An 18,459-nucleotide genomic window follows, 5' to 3' on the forward strand; every position below is an offset into this window, starting at 1 on the left:
CTATCCATGCTCCACCTTGGCGCTGCGTTTGTGGAGCGCTTGTGTCCAGTGTCACGCGGCCCTGTGGCACAGGAATCACCTGCGCCGCAGGGCCGCGTGACACCTGGCCGGCAGCCTTGCCTAAGCCGCGGCCAGGATGTCCTCCACGTACGCAATGAGGGTACGGACGGTGCATCCGGTGCCCTGCTTGTGCGTGTAGCCGTACGGGCTGCCGTTATTAAAGGACGGTCCTGCAATATCGATGTGCGCCCAGGGGATCTGTTCGCCCGCTTTGTCCTTACCCACGAACTCGCGCAGGAACACGGCAGCGGTCATCATTCCGCCGTGCCGTTCGCCGATGTTGGCCAGGTCGGCAACCTGGGAGTCCAGGGTGGGGCGCAGTTCCTCCGGCAGGGGCATGGGCCACACCAGCTCGCCGGCGCGGTCCGCCGCGGCCTTGAGCGCGCCCGTGACGCTGTCCGAGCCCATGACGCCGGCGGTACGGTTGCCCAGTGCGATCAGCTGCGCGCCGGTGAGGGTTGCGACGTCGATGATGGCATCCGGGTATTCGCGGCTGGCGGCGACGATGCCGTCCGCCATGACCAGGCGGCCCTCGGCGTCGGTATTGAGGACCTCCACCGTCTTGCCGCCGAACATGGTCAGGACGTCGGCAGGACGTGACGCTCCGCCACCGGGCATGTTCTCTGCGATGCAGAGCCAGGCGGTCGCCTTGACCGGCAGGCCCAGGCCGGCGAGGGCCAGGACAGTGTTAAGGACGACGGCGGCACCGGCCATGTCGCTCTTCATGTCGCCCATGTTGAGGGCCGGCTTGAGGGAGATTCCGCCGGTGTCGAAGGTGATCCCCTTGCCCACCAGGGCAACCTTGGCGGTGGCCTTCGCGGGGGAGTACTCAACCTTGACCAGCCGCGGCTGCCGCGTGGAGCCCTTGCCCACGCCCATGATGCCGCCGAAGCCTTCCTTTTCAAGGCGCTTCTCGTCCCAGACCGTGACCTTGACGGGCAGGCCCTTGGCCAGGTCCTTGGCGGCCTCGGCGAACGATTCGGGGTAAAGGTGGCTCGGCGGGGTGTTGACCAGGGACCGGGTGGCATTAACGGCCTTGGCCACCAGGCCGGCCCGCTTCAGTGCCGCCTCCAGCTCCGGCGTGCCGGCCAGCTCGTTGAAGATGACGGCATTGCGCACCGGGTCCTTAAGTCCGTCGGAGGAGGACCGGAACTCGGTGAAGGAGTAGGCGCCCAGGGCGGCACCCTCGGCGACGGCCGTGACGTCCTGTACCGTCGCCGTCGGGAATGCCAGGGTGACCGTGGCCAGGCCGGCCAGCTGCCGGACGGCCGATCCAGCTGCCCGGCGGAGCGACTCGCCCGTGAGCGGCCCGTTGGCGGGAACCTTGCCGACGCCGGCCAGGACCAGGATGCCGGCCCCGGTCTCGGGCAGGCCGGGCAGGCGGACCAGCTGGTCCGCGGCGCCGGTGACACCCAGTGCCTTGAGGGAGTCCGCGAGGGCCTCGGCGGACTTTGCGGTCAGGGGGTTATCCAACAGGACCGGCCCGTCAGTTCCCTGGCCCACCCCGATGACCACTGCATCACTGGGGTTCTTCTTCAGGTCCCGCGCGACGGTACTAAGGTTGACTTCAGTATTCTTGACCACAGGGATGAGTCCTCAATTCTCGAAACGTTCGGGCAGGGATGCATGTTGGGCGCTCTGCCATGGTGGCCCGGATCCGGCCGTTCTGGACGGTCCCCGGGGTGCGTGCAAGCCCGCCTGGCAGGCCAGTTCCGATCGTAGCCCTTCCCCGGCGCCGCAGGAGAATTTCCTGAGAGGTGCGCCACACCGGCTGATGGAATGCCGGGTGGCCCCGCCGCGTTATGAATGATGTCCACCCGCACCCCTGAAAGGAACATGCCGTGCTTGAACGGATTTCCGGCTCCCTGCTGGACCCCGACGCGCTTTATGCCAGCAACATCGAGCTGTTCCACAGCCCCGAACTCCAGGGGCTGAACCTGGTGATGGGTTTCACCGGATTCGCCGACGCAGGCCACGTGGTGAAGCAGATCAACGCAGAACTGCTGGACTCCCTCGATGCCCAGCCCGTTGCCGTCTTCGACGCCGACCAACTGATCGACTACAGGTCACGGCGCCCACACCTGAGCTTCGTCGAAGACCATATCCAGGACTACCAGGAGCCTCGGCTGGCCCTTTACCGGCTGGTGGATGGACTGGGAAAGCCGTTCCTCCTCCTGGCCGGCTTCGAACCCGACCTGCAGTGGGAACGGTTCGCCCGCGCCGTGGTGAACATCGTGGAGAAGCTGGACGTCAACCTCGTCACCTGGATCCACTCCATTCCCATGCCCGTGCCGCACACCCGCCCCGTGGGGGTGACGGTGCACGGGAACCGGCCGGAACTCATCGAGGGCATCTCGGTGTGGAAACCCACGGTCGAAGTTCCCGCCGCCGTCGGGCACATCCTGGAGCTGCGCCTCGTGGAAGCCGGACGGAATGTCGCCGGCTACGTCATCCACGCGCCGCACTACCTTGCCGAAGCCGAGTACCCCACCGCCGCCGTCGCCGGGCTGGAATACCTGGGCGCCGCCACGTCCCTGATGCTGCCCACCGACCGGCTTCGCGAGTCAGGCCGCGAGGTCAGCCGCCAGATCGCCGAGCAGATCGAAGCGTCGGAGGAAGTCCAGCAGGTGGTGTCCCGCCTCGAAACCCGGTACGACGAAAAATCCGACGGCATCGTGCGCAGGTCGCTGCTGGCCAACGAGAATGATGAGCTTCCGGACGCCGATGACCTGGGCGCAGCCGTGGAGGCCTACCTGGCCAGGGAGAACCCGGGGCAGTAGCGCTGGTCACAACGCCCCGGAAAGCGGCGTCCCGCCGGGCATAATGAAGTGGTGACTGCACCCCGCGCCTGGCTTATCTGGACCATCGGAATTTTTGGGTACCTGGTGGCCGTGGCGCAGCGGACCTCGTTCGGCGTGGTGGGCCTTGAAGCTACCGAACGCTTCCACGCCACGGCGTCGGCCATCTCCTTCTTCACTGTCCTGCAACTGCTGGTCTACGCGGGACTCCAGATTCCCGTGGGCCTGCTGGTGGACAGGCTTGGTTCGCGCGTCATGATCGCCGGCGGTGCGGTCCTGATGGGGCTGGGACAGCTGCAGTTGGCGTTTGCCGACAGCATCCCCGGGGGAGTCCTGGGCCGCGTCCTGGTGGGTGCCGGCGACGCGATGACCTTCATCTCGGTCATCCGGCTCATACCGCTCTGGTTCGCTCCCGCCCGCGTCCCGCTGGTAACCCAACTGACCGGCATGTCCGGCCAGTTGGGGCAATTGTTCAGCGTCCTGCCCTTCGCAACGGTCCTGCACCTGTCCGGCTGGACCCCCGCTTTCCTGATGCTGGCGGGAATGTCCGGAGTCGCCGTCGTACTGGTCGTCCTGCTGCTGCAGGACGCTCCCCCCGGCACCGAGCGGCCGCACGCCCGGCAGGGGCTTCGGGCAACCGGGGCCTCGCTGGCCCGCGCCTGGAGCCAGCCCGGCACGCGGCTGGGGATGTGGAGCCACTTCACCATCCAGTTCAGCGGAACCGTCTTTGCCATGACCTGGGGCTACCCGTTCCTGATTTCCGGGCAGGGCCTGGACGCAGGCACTGTTGCCGCACTGATGGCGCTCTATGTCGCCGCGGCCATGGCGGCGGGCCCCTTCATTGGGCGTTTCGTTTCGCGCCACCCACTGCGCCGCTCCACCATGGTGCTGCTGATTGCCGGCGCCACGGCAGCAGCATGGGCGGCCGTACTGCTGCTGCCCGGGCGGGCTCCGCTGTGGTTGCTGGCCGGACTTGTGGTGGTGCTGGCCATCGGGGGTCCTGGTTCGATGATCGGCTTCGACTTCGCCCGGACCTTCAACCCGGCGCATCGAATCGGCACTGCCACCGGGATCGTGAACGTCGGCGGCTTCATCGCTGCCCTGGTGTCCATCTTCCTGATCGGCCTGGTGCTCGATGTCCTCTACGCCACCGGGTTCTCGCAGGGGGTGCTGTACGGTTTGGAGCCCTTCCGCCTGGCCCTGAGCGTCCAGTTCCTGCTGCTGGCTCTCGGCGCCGCCGCCATTGTGGCCTCGCGGCGGAAAGTGCGCCGGCAGATGGCGGCCCAGGGGATTGTAGTGCCGCCGTTGCGCAGCGCCCTGGCCCGGCAGCGCCGGGAAAGCCTGGCGCGCCGCCGCCAGCCGGCGCGCACCGACGACTGAGGCGTTTTCGTTCCTTCCTTTGCCGCAGATCCTCCTTCTGTCACTGTTCCTCCACCGGGCCGTTTGCCCACATAGCTGAACTTGCCCCTGCCCGCGGCAGCGCCGGCGGCGAAAGCTGGAGCCATGACAGCTCCAGAACGATTAACAATCCGCGGGCCGGAAGACATTCTTGGCTTCATTCCACACAGCCTGGGGTACTGGCCCGCTTCCAGCCTGGTGGCCATGACGCTGCACGGCACCAGGCTTGGCGCCACGCTGCGGCTTGATCTTCCGTCACCCGACGGGCCAGGCGATCCTTTCGGGTTTGCCGGCGCCGTCCGGCGCTACCTTGAGTCAGACCAGGATGCCGACGGCGCGCTGCTGGCCGTCTTCACCACTGACGCCGGAATGGTCCCGCCGAGCGCCTACGACCTCCTTATCTCCACAGTGCAGTGTTCCCTTGACGAAGGCGGGATGCCGGTCCGTGCTGCCTGGTTTGTGGGCGATGACTATTGGCGGGACGCCCTGTGCAGCGATGGTTCATGTTGCCCGCTTCCGGGGCGTCCGGTGCAGGAGATCCGGGACAGCATGCTGAATACGGAAATGGTCTACCGGGGGAGCAGCGTCGGCCCGGCACCAAGGGCCGGCAGCGCACCTGAAGCGGCGGTGCCTGCCATGCACCTGGCCGCGGTCCTTGAAGCCCAGGCCGGCTGGCAAGAGGAGTTGGGATGGCGGTCCCGAAGCCGTGCGCAGTTCAAGGCCGTGCTCGGCTTTTGGCAGATGCTGCTGGACCGGGCCCCGGCGGATGCCGGGGTGCCTGATATCGAGCGGGATGCCTTTCTTCGTGCCACGCTCCTGGTCCCCACGTGGCGGGATGCCGTGATGGTGATGGCCGCCGCGGGCAGGAGCGCTGCCGAAGCCGGCGCCGAACAGTTCAACGTCTTTGCGGAAGGAGATGACGGGGGCGGCGCCGACGAGTCCGTGGTGTTGCTGCCGCTGCTGATGCCGGCCGATTTCCCCCTCCGGGCCTTGCCAGTGGGCAAACCGCGGACGGAAACGGCAGGAGGACGGGCAGCTGCCTTTCGCCCGCCGCGCCGGACTACGGAAGGCGTGGCCCGCTCCGGTTCCGTTCCAGCCGGCTACGGCGAGGTGCTCATGGGTGTTGCGCCCGACGTTCCCGACTGGGCAGGCCTGGAAGCACTGGACCGGGTCCTCGGGCAATTGGCTGTGCTGGGAGGGCAGGCTGCTGCCGCGGCGCTGACCATGCGCGGCTGGGTGGCGTGGTGCCGGGGCCGCGGTTCCTACGCTGCCGCCCACCTGGAGCAGGCCCTCGAGCTGGACCGGAATACCGGCTCGCCGAACTTCTGCTGGATCTCGTGGGCAGGGGAACGCTTTGTGGCTGGGCGGCGCGCAAGGAGGCGGCCTGGCAGAAGTTCGGGGAAGACACTGCCGGGTGAAAGCCGGGCGCTGTGAGGGGCGGGCGGCCGGAGTCAGGAGCGGGATATACCGGCCGGCATGGGCAAGACCTTCAGCAAGTGGCGGGACCGGATGGAAGCAGGGGAAGCCGGATCCGGGCAAATCATGAGACAATGGATGCCGAGACCCGGTTGGGTCCGTGTATCGAGTGCTTGTAGCGGTCCCCGCCAGGGAACAATACAGCTGCTCCGGGAGTTGTCTTAAGTGACTCTGCCGGACGTGGTGGCGCTTGGTTTTCATCACGGACTTGACAGGGTCATAGTGGTGTTGCCCGTATGGTGATTCCACAGACCACCGCTAGAAAGGTTTTCTGTGACCCCGTCTTCCACGAAGAAGGATTCCGCCGCCCAGGATGTCTTGTCCCCTGAGGAGAAGCAGGCCGCGACCAATGCCAAGCGGGCAGCTACGCGGGCAGCCAACAAGGCTTCGGCCGGCGCGGCTCCAGCGGACGGCAAGCGCGAGCCCAAGAAGCGTGGGCCCAAGCCTGGCGCCAAGGCTGCAGCAGAGGCTGCAGGAAAGTCCGCCGTTGACGCGGACGAGGTCGAGGACGCTGAGGAAGACCTCGACGTCCTCGAAGGCCCGGACGCAGTAGAGGATGCCGATACCGACGCCGATCCCGTCAAGGGTGCAGTGGGCAGCGGCAAGGGCTTTGTCTACTCCGACGCAGATGATGACGATGCCCCCGTACAGCAGGTCATGTCTGCCGGCGCAACGGCCGACCCCGTCAAGGACTATTTGAAGCAGATCGGTAAGGTGGCACTGCTCAACGCCGAGCAGGAAGTTGACCTTGCGCTGCGGATCGAAGCCGGGCTGTTCGCCGAGGAAAAGATCGCCGCTGACGACGGCTCCATGGATCCGAAGTACAAGCGTGAACTCGAATTCATCATCCACGACGGCAAGCGCGCCAAGAACCACCTGCTGGAAGCCAACCTCCGCCTGGTGGTCTCACTGGCCAAGCGCTACACCGGCCGCGGCATGCTGTTCCTGGACCTGATCCAGGAAGGCAACCTGGGCCTGATCCGCGCCGTGGAGAAGTTCGACTACACCAAGGGCTTCAAGTTCTCCACGTACGCCACCTGGTGGATCCGCCAGGCCATCACCCGCGCCATGGCTGACCAGGCCCGCACCATCCGTATCCCGGTGCACATGGTTGAAGTCATCAACAAGCTGGCACGTGTCCAGCGCCAGATGCTGCAGGACCTGGGCCGCGAACCCACGCCTGAAGAACTGGCACTGGAACTGGACATGACCCCCGAAAAGGTGGTCGAGGTCCAGAAGTACGGCCGCGAACCCATTTCGCTGCACACGCCCCTGGGCGAGGACGGCGATTCAGAGTTCGGTGACCTGATCGAGGACTCCGAGGCCGTTGTTCCGGCTGACGCCGTGAGCTTCACCCTCCTGCAGGAGCAGCTGCACTCCGTGCTGGACACCCTCTCCGAACGCGAGGCTGGCGTGGTTGCCATGCGGTTCGGCCTGACTGACGGACAGCCGAAGACTTTAGACGAAATCGGCAAGGTCTATGGCGTCACCCGCGAGCGGATCCGCCAGATCGAATCAAAGACCATGTCCAAGCTGCGCCACCCCTCCAGGTCGCAGGTCCTGCGGGACTACCTGGACTAGGTCCACCGGACGACTCAAACCGTACGAACCGGCAGGGGCCGGGCCGGACCCACCTTCTGGTGGCTCCCGCCCGGCCCCTGCTTTTCTGCTTGTATTTTCACAGGGAAATTCCGGTGGCGTGCCGTTAAACGCCTGCGGGGCCCTTCCGTTCTGGAAGGGCCCCGAAGGGTTCGTTGTTACCGATGCCTCATCTAGTCGATTTCCACGGCAGCTTTCTCATGAAGCTTTCCCGTCTCATCGTGCCAGTCGGAGCTCAAGGGCTTGAGCGTTGCCTCGACTGCACGGGCGTGGTGGCCGCAGAACAGCAGCTCACCGCCGGAGGACTCGAGTACAACCCGCACATATGCCTGGGCTCCGCAACGGTCGCACCGGTCGAGTGCGTTGAGTGTGCGGTCTGCCACTGCTGTTGTCATATCGGCCTCCTTAGTAGATCAGTACATCTATATAACCAGCATTCGTATCCAAACCATCGCAAGGATGGGGCAAGTTCGCTGTGCGCGTATCCGCAAGGTTCGGTCAAGAAAGGCCAAGTTCCGCCCGTCACGGACACTGGTGGCACGGCGCACAGCCGCCGGCGGGTGTGGCAAACGGCTCCAGCCGCCGCTGCCGATTACCCTAGAAGGTGCGGTCCCAGTGCCGCGTCCACGTTCCTGAAGGAGTTCTTTACCAGTGGCACCTAGCTCTGAGTACACCGCCCGGCACCTCTCCGTCCTGGAGGGCCTCGAGGCCGTCCGCAAGCGCCCGGGCATGTACATCGGCTCAACCGACTCGCGCGGCCTTATGCACTGCCTCTGGGAAATCATCGACAACTCCGTGGACGAGGCCCTGGCCGGATTTGGCCACGACATCCGCATCATCCTGCATGCGGACAACTCCGTGGAAATCCACGACGACGGCCGCGGCATCCCGATCGACAAGGAGCCCAAGACGGGACTTACCGGCGTCGAGGTGGTCTTCACCAAGCTGCACGCGGGCGGAAAGTTCGGCGGCGGGTCCTACACCGCCTCGGGCGGCCTGCACGGCGTGGGCGCCTCGGTGGTTAACGCCCTGTCCTCGCGCCTGGACGTCGAGGTGGACCGCGGCGGCAAGACCTATCGGATGTCCTTCCGCCGTGGTGAACCCGGCCGCTTCAAGGACACCGGTTCCCGGCTGGACCCGGCCGCGCCGTTCACGCCGTTCGTCAACGACTCCGTCCTGGACGTGGTGGGCAAGGCCAAGCGCGGCGTCACCGGCACCAGGATCCGCTACTGGGCGGACCGGCAGATCTTCACGCCCGATGCCAAGTTCTCCTACGAGGATCTCGTGGCCCGGGCCCGCCAGACCTCCTTCCTGGTGCCCGGCCTCAAGCTCACGGTGCGGGACGAGCGCAGGCTGGCCGGGACTCCCGGTGAAGCGGGCCCCCACGAGGAGGTCTTCCACCACGACGGCGGCATCTCCGAGTTCGTCGAGTTCCTCGCCGCCGATCCCGCCGTCACCGATGTGTGGCGGCTGCATGGCTCAGGGAAGTTCAAGGAGACCGTCCCGGTCCTCGACGAACGTGGCCACAGCCAGTTGGCCGAAGTTGAGCGTGACTGCGAGGTGGACGTGGCGCTCCGCTGGGGAATCGGCTACGACAGCACTGTGCGGAGCTTCGTGAACATCATCGCCACCCCCAAGGGCGGCACGCACCAATCGGGGTTTGAACAGGCGCTGATCAAGACCTTCCGCAAGGCGGTGGAAGCCAACGCCCGCAAACTGAAGGCCGGCAACGACAAGATCGAAAAGGACGACATCTTCGCCGGCCTGACGGCAGTGCTGACCGTCCGGCTCGCTGAGCCGCAGTTCGAGGGCCAGACCAAGGAAATCCTAGGTACCAGCGCCGTCCGCGCCATCGTGGCCCGCGTGGTGGAAAAGGAGATCTCCGCCAAGCTCTCCGCCAGCAACCGGAATGACAAGGCCCAGTCCGCGCTGTTGCTGGAAAAGATCGTCAACGAGATGAAGTCCCGCATCTCGGCGCGTGTGCACAAGGAGACCCAACGGCGCAAGAATGCGCTGGAAACCTCCTCCATGCCCACCAAGCTCGCCGACTGCCGGACGGACGACGTCGAACGTTCCGAACTGTTCATCGTGGAAGGTGATTCCGCGCTGGGCACCGCCAAGCTGGCCCGCTCCTCCGACTTCCAGGCCCTGCTGCCCATCCGCGGCAAAATCCTCAACGTCCAGAAGGCATCGGTGGGGGACATGCTCTCCAACGCCGAATGCGCAGCCCTCATCCAGGTGGTGGGCGCAGGCTCCGGCCGCAGCTTCGACATCAGCGCCGCCCGCTACGGCAAGGTGATCCTGATGACGGACGCCGACGTTGACGGCGCCCACATCCGGACCCTGCTGCTGACCTTGTTCTTCCGCTACATGCGGCCCATGATCCTTGAAGGCAGGGTGTTCGCCGCGGTGCCCCCGCTGCACCGCGTGGAGGTGATCAACGCCGGCCAAAAGGCCAACGAGATGATCTACACCTACTCCGAAGCCGAACTGCACGTGCTGCTGGCCCGCCTGGCCAAGGAAGGCAAGCGGTACAAGGAACCGATCCAGCGCTACAAGGGCCTGGGGGAGATGGACGCCGAGCAGCTGGCCGAAACCACCATGGATCCCCGGCACCGCACCCTGCGCAAGGTGGGGATCGAAAACGCGCAACAGGCTGAGGAGATTTTCGACCTGCTGATGGGCTCGGACGTGTCGCCGCGCAAGGACTTTATCATCGCCGGCGCCTCAAGCCTGGACCGGGAGCGCATCGACGCCTGACGGCGGCGGGTCAGCCGAGCAGTCCGGGAACCACCAGGAGCGCGGTGGGCAGCGCGAGCAGCAGGACGCTGCCTGCCATAACGGCGCTGCGGAGGGCGGAAGGAAGCGGAGGCTGGGGCGTCAGGAGCCGGCTGACACGGGAAGCTGCGGTGCGGACCGCATCCGAACCGGATCCGCCCGACGCCGCCTCAAGCCCGGACAGGGCCAGCGTGGGCGAGGATGGCCGGACGCTTCCGGCGCCGGCCTCCGTGGCGGAACCGCTGGCCACGATGGCGATGGCCTTGATGAGGGTGGCTTTGCTCTCGGTCCGCAGGGCGACATCATCGGCCAGCATCTCGATGAGGGAGTTCACGGATTCCTGGGCAAGCCGGGTGGTGGGCAGCCACGGAAGGGCCTGCCGCCACGCGGCGAAGGCCCAGAGCAGGAGGTGGTGCCGCTGGCTCAGGTGGGCGTTCTCGTGAATCAGCACGGCCCGAAGTTCTGCCGGTTCGAGCGCCGCCATCAGGCCGTCCGACAGGACTGTCACGGAACGCGCGCCGCCGGGAAGGCAGTACGCCACGGGGGAGTCGTGGCTGATGACCAGGGTCCCGGCGTCCTGGCCGGAGGGCGACGCCAGCAGGGCAAGCATTTCGCGGTGCCGCCGCCGCTGCCGCTGGATCTTGTAGTACGTCAGCAGCAGGGTGAACACCAGGTGGACGGTGAGCAGGGCGGCAGTGGACAGGGCAAAGATGTGCCAGAACCCCAGGGCTGTAGTGGGGGCGTTGAAAAGCACCATGCCGGCAAGGCCGCGGAGGCCTGCGATGAGGTTGTCGCCGATGGGTTCCAGGCCGTAGACCAACATGGCGCCGATCATGGACAGCCCGCCTGCTAGCGCGATCGCCTGCCACAGCAGCATGGCCGTGAACGGCGACCTGGCCGGCCATTGCGCCCGTGACAGGAGGATCGGCACCGGCCACGCCAGGACTATCGCAAGGACCGCCAGCAGGTATGAGGCCCAGAACATGGTGTGTTAGACGCGGCCCAGAAGTTTGCGCAGCGTCTCGGCTTCACCTTCGGACACCGACCCGATGAACCGGGCCAGGACGGCCTCGCGGTCCGGGGCGGATCCAAGGACCTCGTGCATGAGTTCCGCGGTGTGGTCTGCACGGCTGGACACAGCCTGGTAGCGGTGGGGGCGGGTGCCGCGTTCGCGCTCAACCAGGCCCTTCTTCTCCAGGCGGGAAAGTACGGTGAGCACCGTGGTGACGGCCAGTTCCTTGCCTTCGTGGCCAGAGCCGCCCTGCGCCGCCGACGTGCGCGCCAACTGATCCCTCAGGGTATTGGCCGTAGCCGCTTCCTGGCCCGCCCAGAGCAGGTCCATCACTGCCCGTTCCAGTTCACCAAGACTCGCCATGTCACTTTTCCTTTATTTCCCCGCACCGTGCGCCGTAGGGCACCCGGTGACGTCACGCGGTTGTTCAACTACACAACTAAATTTACCCCGAAAACTCCCAACCTTCTACATGGGGTAGAACATCTGGCGCGGGGCGCCCCGACGCGCGATCCTTGGGGGAGGGCGGGAAGTTTCCGTCCGACGTCGAGGATGTTCTACACTTTGTAGAAGTTGGAGTTCTACGAAGCGTAGAAAACTGCAGTTGCTAACAGTAGGGACCGCCATGGACGCCTTGGAAATCGCACGCTGGCAATTCGGCATCACCACCGTCTACCACTTCATGATGGTGCCGCTGACCATCGGCCTGGGGCTGGTGGTGGCCGTCATCCAGACAGCCTGGTACCGCACCGGGAAGCCCGAATACCTGCGCATGACCAAGTTCTGGGGAAAGCTGTTCCTCATCAACTTCATCATGGGCGTGGCCACGGGCATCGTCCAGGAGTTCCAGTTCGGCATGGCCTGGAGCGAGTACAGCCGCTTCGTGGGGGACGTCTTCGGTGCACCCCTGGCCCTTGAGGCGCTCCTGGCCTTCTTCGTCGAGTCCACCTTCCTGGGCCTGTGGATCTTCGGCTGGAAGCAGCTCAAGCCGGCCATCCACCTCGCCTGCCTCTGGGTGGCCGTCATCGGATCAGCGCTCTCCGCCTATTTCATCATCGTGGCCAACAGCTGGATGCAGCACCCGGTGGGCGTGGAGATGATCAACGGCCGGCCCGTGATGACCGACGCCTGGGCCGTCTTCACCAACAACACCGCGCTCGTGGCCGTCCCGCACACCCTGTTCGGCGCCCTCGCCGTGGCCGGCGGCTTCCTCCTGGGCATTGCCTGGTACCACCTGTGGCGGCGGCGGCAGGACGGCGTGGACACCGTGGGCGCCGACGGCAGGGTCATCCCCGGTGAAGACGTCCGCATCCCCGGCCGGGACCGGGCCGACCACAACGTATGGATCCGGTCCCTGCGCATCGGCGCCGTGGTGGCCATGATCTCCTTTGCCGGCACCGCCGTCACAGGCGACCTCCAGGGCAAGCTGATGTTCCAGCAGCAGCCCATGAAGATGGCCGCCGCGGAGGCGGCGTGCCACGACGGCACCGGCTTCTCCGTCCTGAGCGTCGGCAACGTGGGCTCGAAGAACTGCGACGACGTCGTGGCCGTGATCGAGGTCCCCGGCATCCTCTCCTTCCTGGCCAAGGGCGATTTCACCACTGAGGTTAAGGGCGTGAACAGCCTGCTCCCCGAGTACAAGGAGAAGTACGGCACCAACCTCCCCGACAATCCGATCTACGGGGACCGCGCCGGCCAGGAGATCCAGTACGTGCCCGTCATGGAGGTCACCTACTGGGGCTTTCGGATGATGATCGGCTTCGGCGGCCTTGCCGCCCTGGCTGCACTGGTGGCCCTCTGGCTCACCCGCAAGGGGACGGTGCCTGAGTCACGGTGGCTGATGCGGCTGGCAGTCTTCGGCATCCTGGCTCCCTTCGGCGCCAACGCAGCCGGCTGGATCTTTACCGAAATGGGTCGCCAGCCGTTCGTCGTGGCGCCTAACCCGGATCCCAGCGGCATCGACCAGGTCTTCATGTTTACCGCCGCCGCCGTATCCCCGGGTGTCTCCGCAGGGGAACTCATTGCCTCGCTGGTGGCGCTGACCGCCGTGTACGCCGTCCTGCTGGTGGTGGAAGTGAAACTCCTGGTCAAGTACATCCGCGGCGGCGTGGTTTCCGCGATGCCGGAACTCGCGCACGCACCTGCGGACGAGAACGAGGACCAGACGCCCGGCCCCGGCGGCAACGGTGAATCCAAACCCGCCGACGACGTCCTGGCCTTCGCCTACTAGCAGAGGAAACAAACAATGGAACTGCTTCCCACCATATGGTTCATCGCCATCGCGGTGCTGTGGACCGGCTACCTCTTCCTGGAGGGCTTCGACCTGGGGGTCGGGATGCTGATGAAGCTCTTCGCCCGTAACAATACGGAGCGCCGCGTACTGCTGAACACCATCGGACCCGTCTGGGACGGCAACGAGGTTTGGCTGCTGACCGCCGGCGGCGCCACCTTCGCCGCCTTCCCCCTCTGGTACGCGTCGCTGTTCTCCGCGCTCTACCTGCCGCTGCTGGTGGTCCTGCTGGCGCTGATCTTCCGTGCGGTCGCGTTCGAGTACCGGGGCAAGGTGGACACTGACAGCTGGCGGAACCGGTGGGACTGGGCCATCGCGCTGGGATCCTTCTTCGCGGCTTTCGGCGTGGGCGCCGCCCTGGCCCTCACCACCACCGGCCTTCCGCTGAACGCCAACGGCGACCGGGAAGGCGGCCCCATGGCCTGGTTCAGCGGTTACGCACTGCTGGGCGGACTCGCCGTCGTGGGTTTCTCACTCCTCCACGCCCTGGCCTTCCTGGCCCTCAAGACCGACGGCGAGGTCCGGCACCGTGCCCGCCAGTGGGTCGTGCGGCTCCTGCCGGTCCTGCTCCTGCCGATCGCGGCATGGGCCCTTGCCATCCAGTTCCTGGACGGCAAGCCGTGGACCTGGGCCGCCGTCGTGCTGGCCGTTGGCGCTGCCGCCACCGCCTGGTGGCTGGCCCGGAACGGTTCCGAAGGCAGGGCCTTCCTGGCCCTTGGTGCCTTCCTGGTCCTGGGCACCGCATCCATCTTCGGGGCCGTGTTCCCGGTGGTGCTGCCTTCCACGCTGGACGGCGCCTTTGACCTCACCATCTCCAACGCCTCATCCTCGGACTACACACTGGGCCTGATGAGCATCGTGGCGGCCTTTGGGCTTCCCCTGGTGATTGCCTACCAGGCCTGGACCTACTGGGTGTTCCGCCGCCGCGTCAGTGCCGCCCACATTCCCGAAGCGCACAGCTTCCTCCCTGCCATCGCCGCCAAGGCCTTCACCACAAAGGGCTGACGTGCGGCCGACCTTCCCCACGGGGCCGGCCACCCGGTCCGCAATTTACTGGCTGGGACTGCTGGCCGCGCTCAAGGCCCTGTCCCTGGTCCTCATCGGCCAGGCGGTGGCCTCCGTCCTTGCGGGGCTCGCCGCCGGGAACCCTGCCTGGTCGGAGCAGCTCACCGCCGGCCTGGCCGGCGTCGTCCTGCGCTCCCTGACCGTCTGGGGGCAGGCTGTCGCCGCCCGCCGCGCGGCCCTCGGGGTCAAGGAGGAGCTCCGCGCGGAGCTGCTGGAGCGGGCCCTGCGCGGCGGGGTGCGGGGGACCGGCCCCGGCGACGGTGGCCTGGCCGTCCTGGCCACCCGCGGCCTGGATGCGCTGGACAGCTACTACACGCAGTTCCTGCCTGCGCTGGTCAACTGCGCTGCCGTTCCGCTGCTGCTGGGGGCCCGGATCCTCTTTGCGGACTGGGTCAGCGCGCTGGTCATTGTGCTGACAGTCCCGTTGATCCCGGTGTTCATGGTGCTGATCGGCCGGTACACCGAGGACAGCGTGCGGCAGGCCCAGGCCTCGCTGGCACGGTTGTCTGGTCACATGCTGGAGCTCGCCAAGGGCCTGCCGGTCCTGGTGGGGCTGGGCAGGGCCACGGCCCAGCGCAAGGCTCTGGAGGAGATCTCCGAGGAATACCGCTCGCGCACCATGGGCACCCTCCGGACCGCGTTCCTGTCCGCCCTGGCCCTGGAACTCATCGCCACCATCTCAGTGGCCGTGGTGGCGGTCTTCATTGGCGTCCGGCTGGTCCATGGCGGCATGCCGCTGGAGGCGGGCCTGCTGGCACTCCTCCTGGCCCCGGACTGCTACCTTCCGCTGCGGGAACTGGGCACCGCCCACCACGCCAGCGACGACGGCCGGGTGGCGCTCGCGGAAACCGCAGCCGTGACCGGTGCGCCGGAGCCTACGCCCCTGCCGGCTGCCAAGGCCGGCAGGCCGGGCGCTCCACTGGAGGTCACCGCACTCACGGTGACCTATCCCGGACGGGCCGGAGCCGCCGTCGGCCCCCTCACCTTCACCGCACCACAGGACAGGATCACCGCCCTGGACGGTCCCAGCGGCGCCGGCAAGAGCACTGTCCTTGGCGTACTGGCAGGCACCATCGGCAACGCCGGCGGATCGGCCAGGACAGGAACCAGCGCAGGAACCAGCATCACCGGGTCCATCAGGGGGCTGGACCGCCGTGCCGTGGCCTGGGTACCCCAGCATCCCGTCATGGTGGCCAACACCGTCCTGGACGAGGTGCTGCTGTACCTCTCGCCGGATTCCACCCATGGCCCGGACCGCTTCGCCGCCGAAGACGCAGCCCGCCGTTGCCTGGAGCGCGCAGGAGCCGGGCACCTGGCCGGCAAGCACCCGGCGGAGCTGAGCCCGGGCGAGCTGCGGCGCGTGGCCCTGGCCCGCGGCCTGGCCAGGATCGACGCCGGTGCCACCCTCCTGCTCCTGGACGAGCCCACGGCGCACCTGGACGACGCCTCGGCCGTCATCGTCGAGAACGCCATCCGGCGGCTCCGCGGCCAGGCCACCGTAATCCTGGTGGCCCACAACCGGCGCACCCGGCAGTTGGCAGACCTCTTGGTGCCGGTGCGGCCCGCGGGCACGGCAACGCCGACGCCGGATGCGGGCGTTGCTGTGTTCCCGCCGGGCCGCGCCGACACCACGGCGAGCGCAAGGTCCATGGACACGCCCGTCACAGAGGCTGGTGTCGACGACGGAACGGAAGCCAGGCATCCCAGGGTCGTCGGCCCCGCTCCCAGTGCCGCTCCCGGCGCCGGCCGCCTCCTGGCCGCCCTCCTCGCACCGGTCCGTGGGAAGTTCGCGGCAGCGGCCTTTGTCGGCACGCTGGCGGCCGACTTCGCCGTCGCGCTTTCCGGCCTGTCCGGCTGGCTCATTATCCGCGCCAGCGAGCAGCCGCCTATCCTCTACCTCCTGACGGCCATTGTCGGCGTCCGGTTCTTCGGCATCGGCCGCGCGGTGTTCCGCTATTGGGAGCGCCTGCTGCTGCATGATGCCGTATTCGCCGCCTTGACCCGGCTCCGCGGCAGGCTGTGGGAGTCCCTGAGCCGCCGGGCGCTGTCACTGCGCCGGCTCCTGCAGGGCGGCAATGTGCTGGGCACGGTCATCGACGACGTCGACACCGTCCGGGACCTCCTGCCGCGCGTGGTCCTGCCGCCTGTCACGGCGCTTGCGGTGTCCGTCCTGGCCGTGGCCGCCACCGGAGCCTTGGTGCCGGCTGCCCTTCCCGCAGTGCTTGGGGCAGCCGTCAGCGGCCTGCTGCTGGCGCCCGCGGCCGCCGTGTGGGGTGACCGGAAGTCCGCCGCTGCCGAGCAGGCCCTGCGCTCCGGCGTCCTGCGCCGCGTCACGGCCGCCCTGGATGCGCGGGCCGAACTGCATGCCAACGGTGTGGCGCCCCGCGTCCTTGACGCGCTGCTGGCTGAGGACCGGGATGCCACCCGCGCCTCCCAGCGGTCCGCCTGGGCCGACGGGCTGGGGCACGCCGTCGCCACCGCCGCCTGCGGTGCCGCTGCCCTGGCTGCGGCCTTGCTGGCAGGGCCGGAGGTCCTCGCAGCCCGCGTTGCCCCGGCTACCGCGGCCGTGGTGGTCCTGCTGCTGCTGGCGCTGGTGGAGCCTTACGCTGCGATGACGACGGCGGTGCGCCAGTTCCCGGCGCTGCGTGCGGTTATGCGTCGCGTGGGGGAGTCGGGGGCCCTTGCCGGAGGCGGCGAGGCGACTGACGGGCTGCAGTCCGTTCCTGCCAGGGCCGGCGGTGCGCCAGGCGTCGAGTTGGTGGACCTGGCCGCGGCCTGGCCGGGAGGCTCACCGGTCTTCTCGGGCGTGGACGCGTCGGCAGCGCCGGGGCGCTGGCTGGCGGTCACCGGGCCGTCAGGGTCCGGAAAATCGACGCTGCTCTCGGTGCTGCTGGGCTTCCTGCCGCCCGCTGCAGGCCAGGTGCGGGTCACCGGCCGGGCGGCGTGGTGCCCGCAGGAAGCACACCTGTTCGATTCCACCATCCGCGGAAACCTGCTGCTGGGCAGGCCGTCCACCGACGGTGCCGCCGCGGCACGTGACGAAGAGCTGGAAGCCGTCCTGGCCGCCGTCGGACTTTCCGGGCTGGTACGCCGGCTGCCGGCGGGGCTGGACACCCGAATCGGGCCCGGCGGTGCGTTCCTCAGCGGCGGCGAGCGCCAGCGCCTGGCCGTGGCGCGGACCCTGCTGACCGGCGCGGAGGTGGTCCTGCTGGATGAGCCCACCGCCCACCTTGATGCCGAATCCGCGGCCGCCATGCTCGCGGACCTGCGTTCGGGCCTGCGGGACCGCACGGTGGTGCTGGTGACCCACAATGCGGCTGATATCCAGGCCGGGGATGGACGCCTTGACCTGTCAGCATTCTCCGGACAGGCGCGCGCATCCCTGGCGCGTTCCCGCTGACCTCTACCGCTGAGCCCTGGAAGGGGCCCGGGAAGCGCAACCGCCCTTAACCGTCGACGTCGTGCAGGTGGTGGACGACGTCGTGCAGGAAGTATTGGGAGAGCGTCAGGACGGTGAATTCCGAGCCGTTGCTGCGCAGCCCCTTGCGTCCCCAGTCCTCTTCCGGGACGCCGGCGAAGGATTCGGCCGCCTCGTGTCCTTCTGCGGCCAGTTCCGGGCCCACTTCCGACGGGTCGGCGTTGACGTAGTCCTTTTCAATCGCCGTCTGGTCCTGGTCCCAGTCCGCAAAGCGGGCGTCATCCGCCGTGAGCATCAGGTTCAGCCGCTGGACGAAAAGGGTGAATACGTCCCGCACGTGGCAGGCGTACTCCACCGCCGACCAGGTGTCATCGTTGGGGCGCTCCGCCGCATCCGGCCGGCGCAGGACGGCCAGCCACCGCGGGATCATGCTTTCGATGCTGCCAGGGACCGTTGCCGGTGTGGCGGAGGAGGCATCGAAGGAGCATTCCGGGCAGGGGCGGGAGAGGACCCAGGTCCAGTCCTTGGCATCAGGAACGATAGGCATGGGAGCAGTCTAAGCGGT

The 18,459-nt window shown here is 67.4% G+C and carries 13 protein-coding genes; 8 read left to right on the top strand and 5 right to left on the bottom strand.

The annotated features are described in order from the left end of the window. Positions 1 to 120: 120 nt before the first annotated feature. The gene (locus ACFO0G_RS17440) at positions 121 to 1,644 is read right to left on the bottom strand and encodes a leucyl aminopeptidase (RefSeq protein ID WP_286403406.1); all 1,524 of its coding nucleotides are present in this window, start codon (positions 1,642 to 1,644) and stop codon (positions 121 to 123) included. Positions 1,645 to 1,901: 257 nt separating this feature from the next. Between ACFO0G_RS17440 and ACFO0G_RS17445 the strand changes: the two genes are divergently transcribed. The 4 genes from ACFO0G_RS17445 to ACFO0G_RS17460 all read left to right on the top strand — a co-directional run bounded on the left by ACFO0G_RS17445 (position 1,902) and on the right by ACFO0G_RS17460 (position 7,313). Continuing rightward, entirely contained in the window at positions 1,902 to 2,840 is a 939-nt protein-coding gene (locus ACFO0G_RS17445; protein ID WP_286403408.1) for a proteasome assembly chaperone family protein, read from the top strand. A 51-nt stretch (positions 2,841 to 2,891) separates the two neighbouring features. Beyond that, a complete protein-coding gene (locus ACFO0G_RS17450) occupies positions 2,892 to 4,238 on the top strand; it encodes an MFS transporter (RefSeq protein WP_286403410.1) in 1,347 nt (448 codons plus the stop codon). A gap of 123 nt (positions 4,239 to 4,361) precedes the next feature. Further along, on the top strand, positions 4,362 to 5,690 hold the full coding sequence (locus tag ACFO0G_RS17455) for a DUF4192 family protein (protein WP_376979217.1): 1,329 nt from the start codon (positions 4,362 to 4,364) through the stop codon (positions 5,688 to 5,690). 315 nt (positions 5,691 to 6,005) lie between these two features. Continuing rightward, positions 6,006 to 7,313: an RNA polymerase sigma factor gene (locus ACFO0G_RS17460; protein WP_142134267.1), complete on the top strand. Its 1,308-nt coding sequence runs from the start codon at positions 6,006 to 6,008 to the stop codon at positions 7,311 to 7,313. 191 nt (positions 7,314 to 7,504) lie between these two features. Here the strand turns inward: ACFO0G_RS17460 and ACFO0G_RS17465 are convergent, their stop codons facing one another. Further along, positions 7,505 to 7,726: a DUF7455 domain-containing protein gene (locus ACFO0G_RS17465; RefSeq protein ID WP_013600696.1), complete on the bottom strand. Its 222-nt coding sequence runs from the start codon at positions 7,724 to 7,726 to the stop codon at positions 7,505 to 7,507. Positions 7,727 to 7,982: 256 nt separating this feature from the next. On the opposite strand from ACFO0G_RS17465, the gene ACFO0G_RS17470 reads away from it, so the two are divergent. Continuing rightward, positions 7,983 to 10,091 carry a DNA gyrase/topoisomerase IV subunit B gene (locus ACFO0G_RS17470; protein WP_142134265.1) on the top strand — a complete coding sequence of 703 codons (2,109 nt, stop codon included), beginning with the start codon at positions 7,983 to 7,985 and terminating at the stop codon, positions 10,089 to 10,091. 10 nt (positions 10,092 to 10,101) lie between these two features. Here the strand turns inward: ACFO0G_RS17470 and ACFO0G_RS17475 are convergent, their stop codons facing one another. Continuing rightward, positions 10,102 to 11,094, bottom strand: a complete 993-nt coding sequence (locus ACFO0G_RS17475) for a M56 family metallopeptidase (RefSeq protein ID WP_286403418.1) — start codon at positions 11,092 to 11,094, stop codon at positions 10,102 to 10,104. 6 nt (positions 11,095 to 11,100) lie between these two features. Then, on the bottom strand, positions 11,101 to 11,484 hold the full coding sequence (locus tag ACFO0G_RS17480; protein ID WP_286403422.1) for a BlaI/MecI/CopY family transcriptional regulator: 384 nt from the start codon (positions 11,482 to 11,484) through the stop codon (positions 11,101 to 11,103). A gap of 262 nt (positions 11,485 to 11,746) precedes the next feature. Between ACFO0G_RS17480 and ACFO0G_RS17485 the strand changes: the two genes are divergently transcribed. The 3 genes from ACFO0G_RS17485 to cydD are packed head-to-tail and all read left to right on the top strand — an operon-like array spanning position 11,747 to position 17,876. Then, a complete protein-coding gene (locus tag ACFO0G_RS17485) occupies positions 11,747 to 13,351 on the top strand; it encodes a cytochrome ubiquinol oxidase subunit I (protein ID WP_376979221.1) in 1,605 nt (534 codons plus the stop codon). A gap of 15 nt (positions 13,352 to 13,366) precedes the next feature. After that, complete coding sequence (cydB, locus tag ACFO0G_RS17490; RefSeq protein ID WP_286403428.1) at positions 13,367 to 14,416, top strand: cytochrome d ubiquinol oxidase subunit II; 1,050 nt, start codon at positions 13,367 to 13,369, stop codon at positions 14,414 to 14,416. 1 nt (position 14,417) lies between these two features. Continuing rightward, positions 14,418 to 17,876, top strand: coding sequence for a thiol reductant ABC exporter subunit CydD (gene cydD, locus ACFO0G_RS17495; RefSeq protein ID WP_376979223.1), 3,459 nt, complete (start codon positions 14,418 to 14,420; stop codon positions 17,874 to 17,876). Between the two features lie 46 nt (positions 17,877 to 17,922). Here the strand turns inward: cydD and ACFO0G_RS17500 are convergent, their stop codons facing one another. Further along, the gene (locus ACFO0G_RS17500; RefSeq protein WP_376979225.1) at positions 17,923 to 18,441 is read right to left on the bottom strand and encodes a DinB family protein; all 519 of its coding nucleotides are present in this window, start codon (positions 18,439 to 18,441) and stop codon (positions 17,923 to 17,925) included. Between the last annotated feature and the right edge of the window lie 18 nt (positions 18,442 to 18,459).

The sequence above is a fragment of the Arthrobacter sedimenti genome (genome assembly GCF_042652025.1).
GTDB lineage: Bacteria > Actinomycetota > Actinomycetes > Actinomycetales > Micrococcaceae > Arthrobacter > Arthrobacter sedimenti.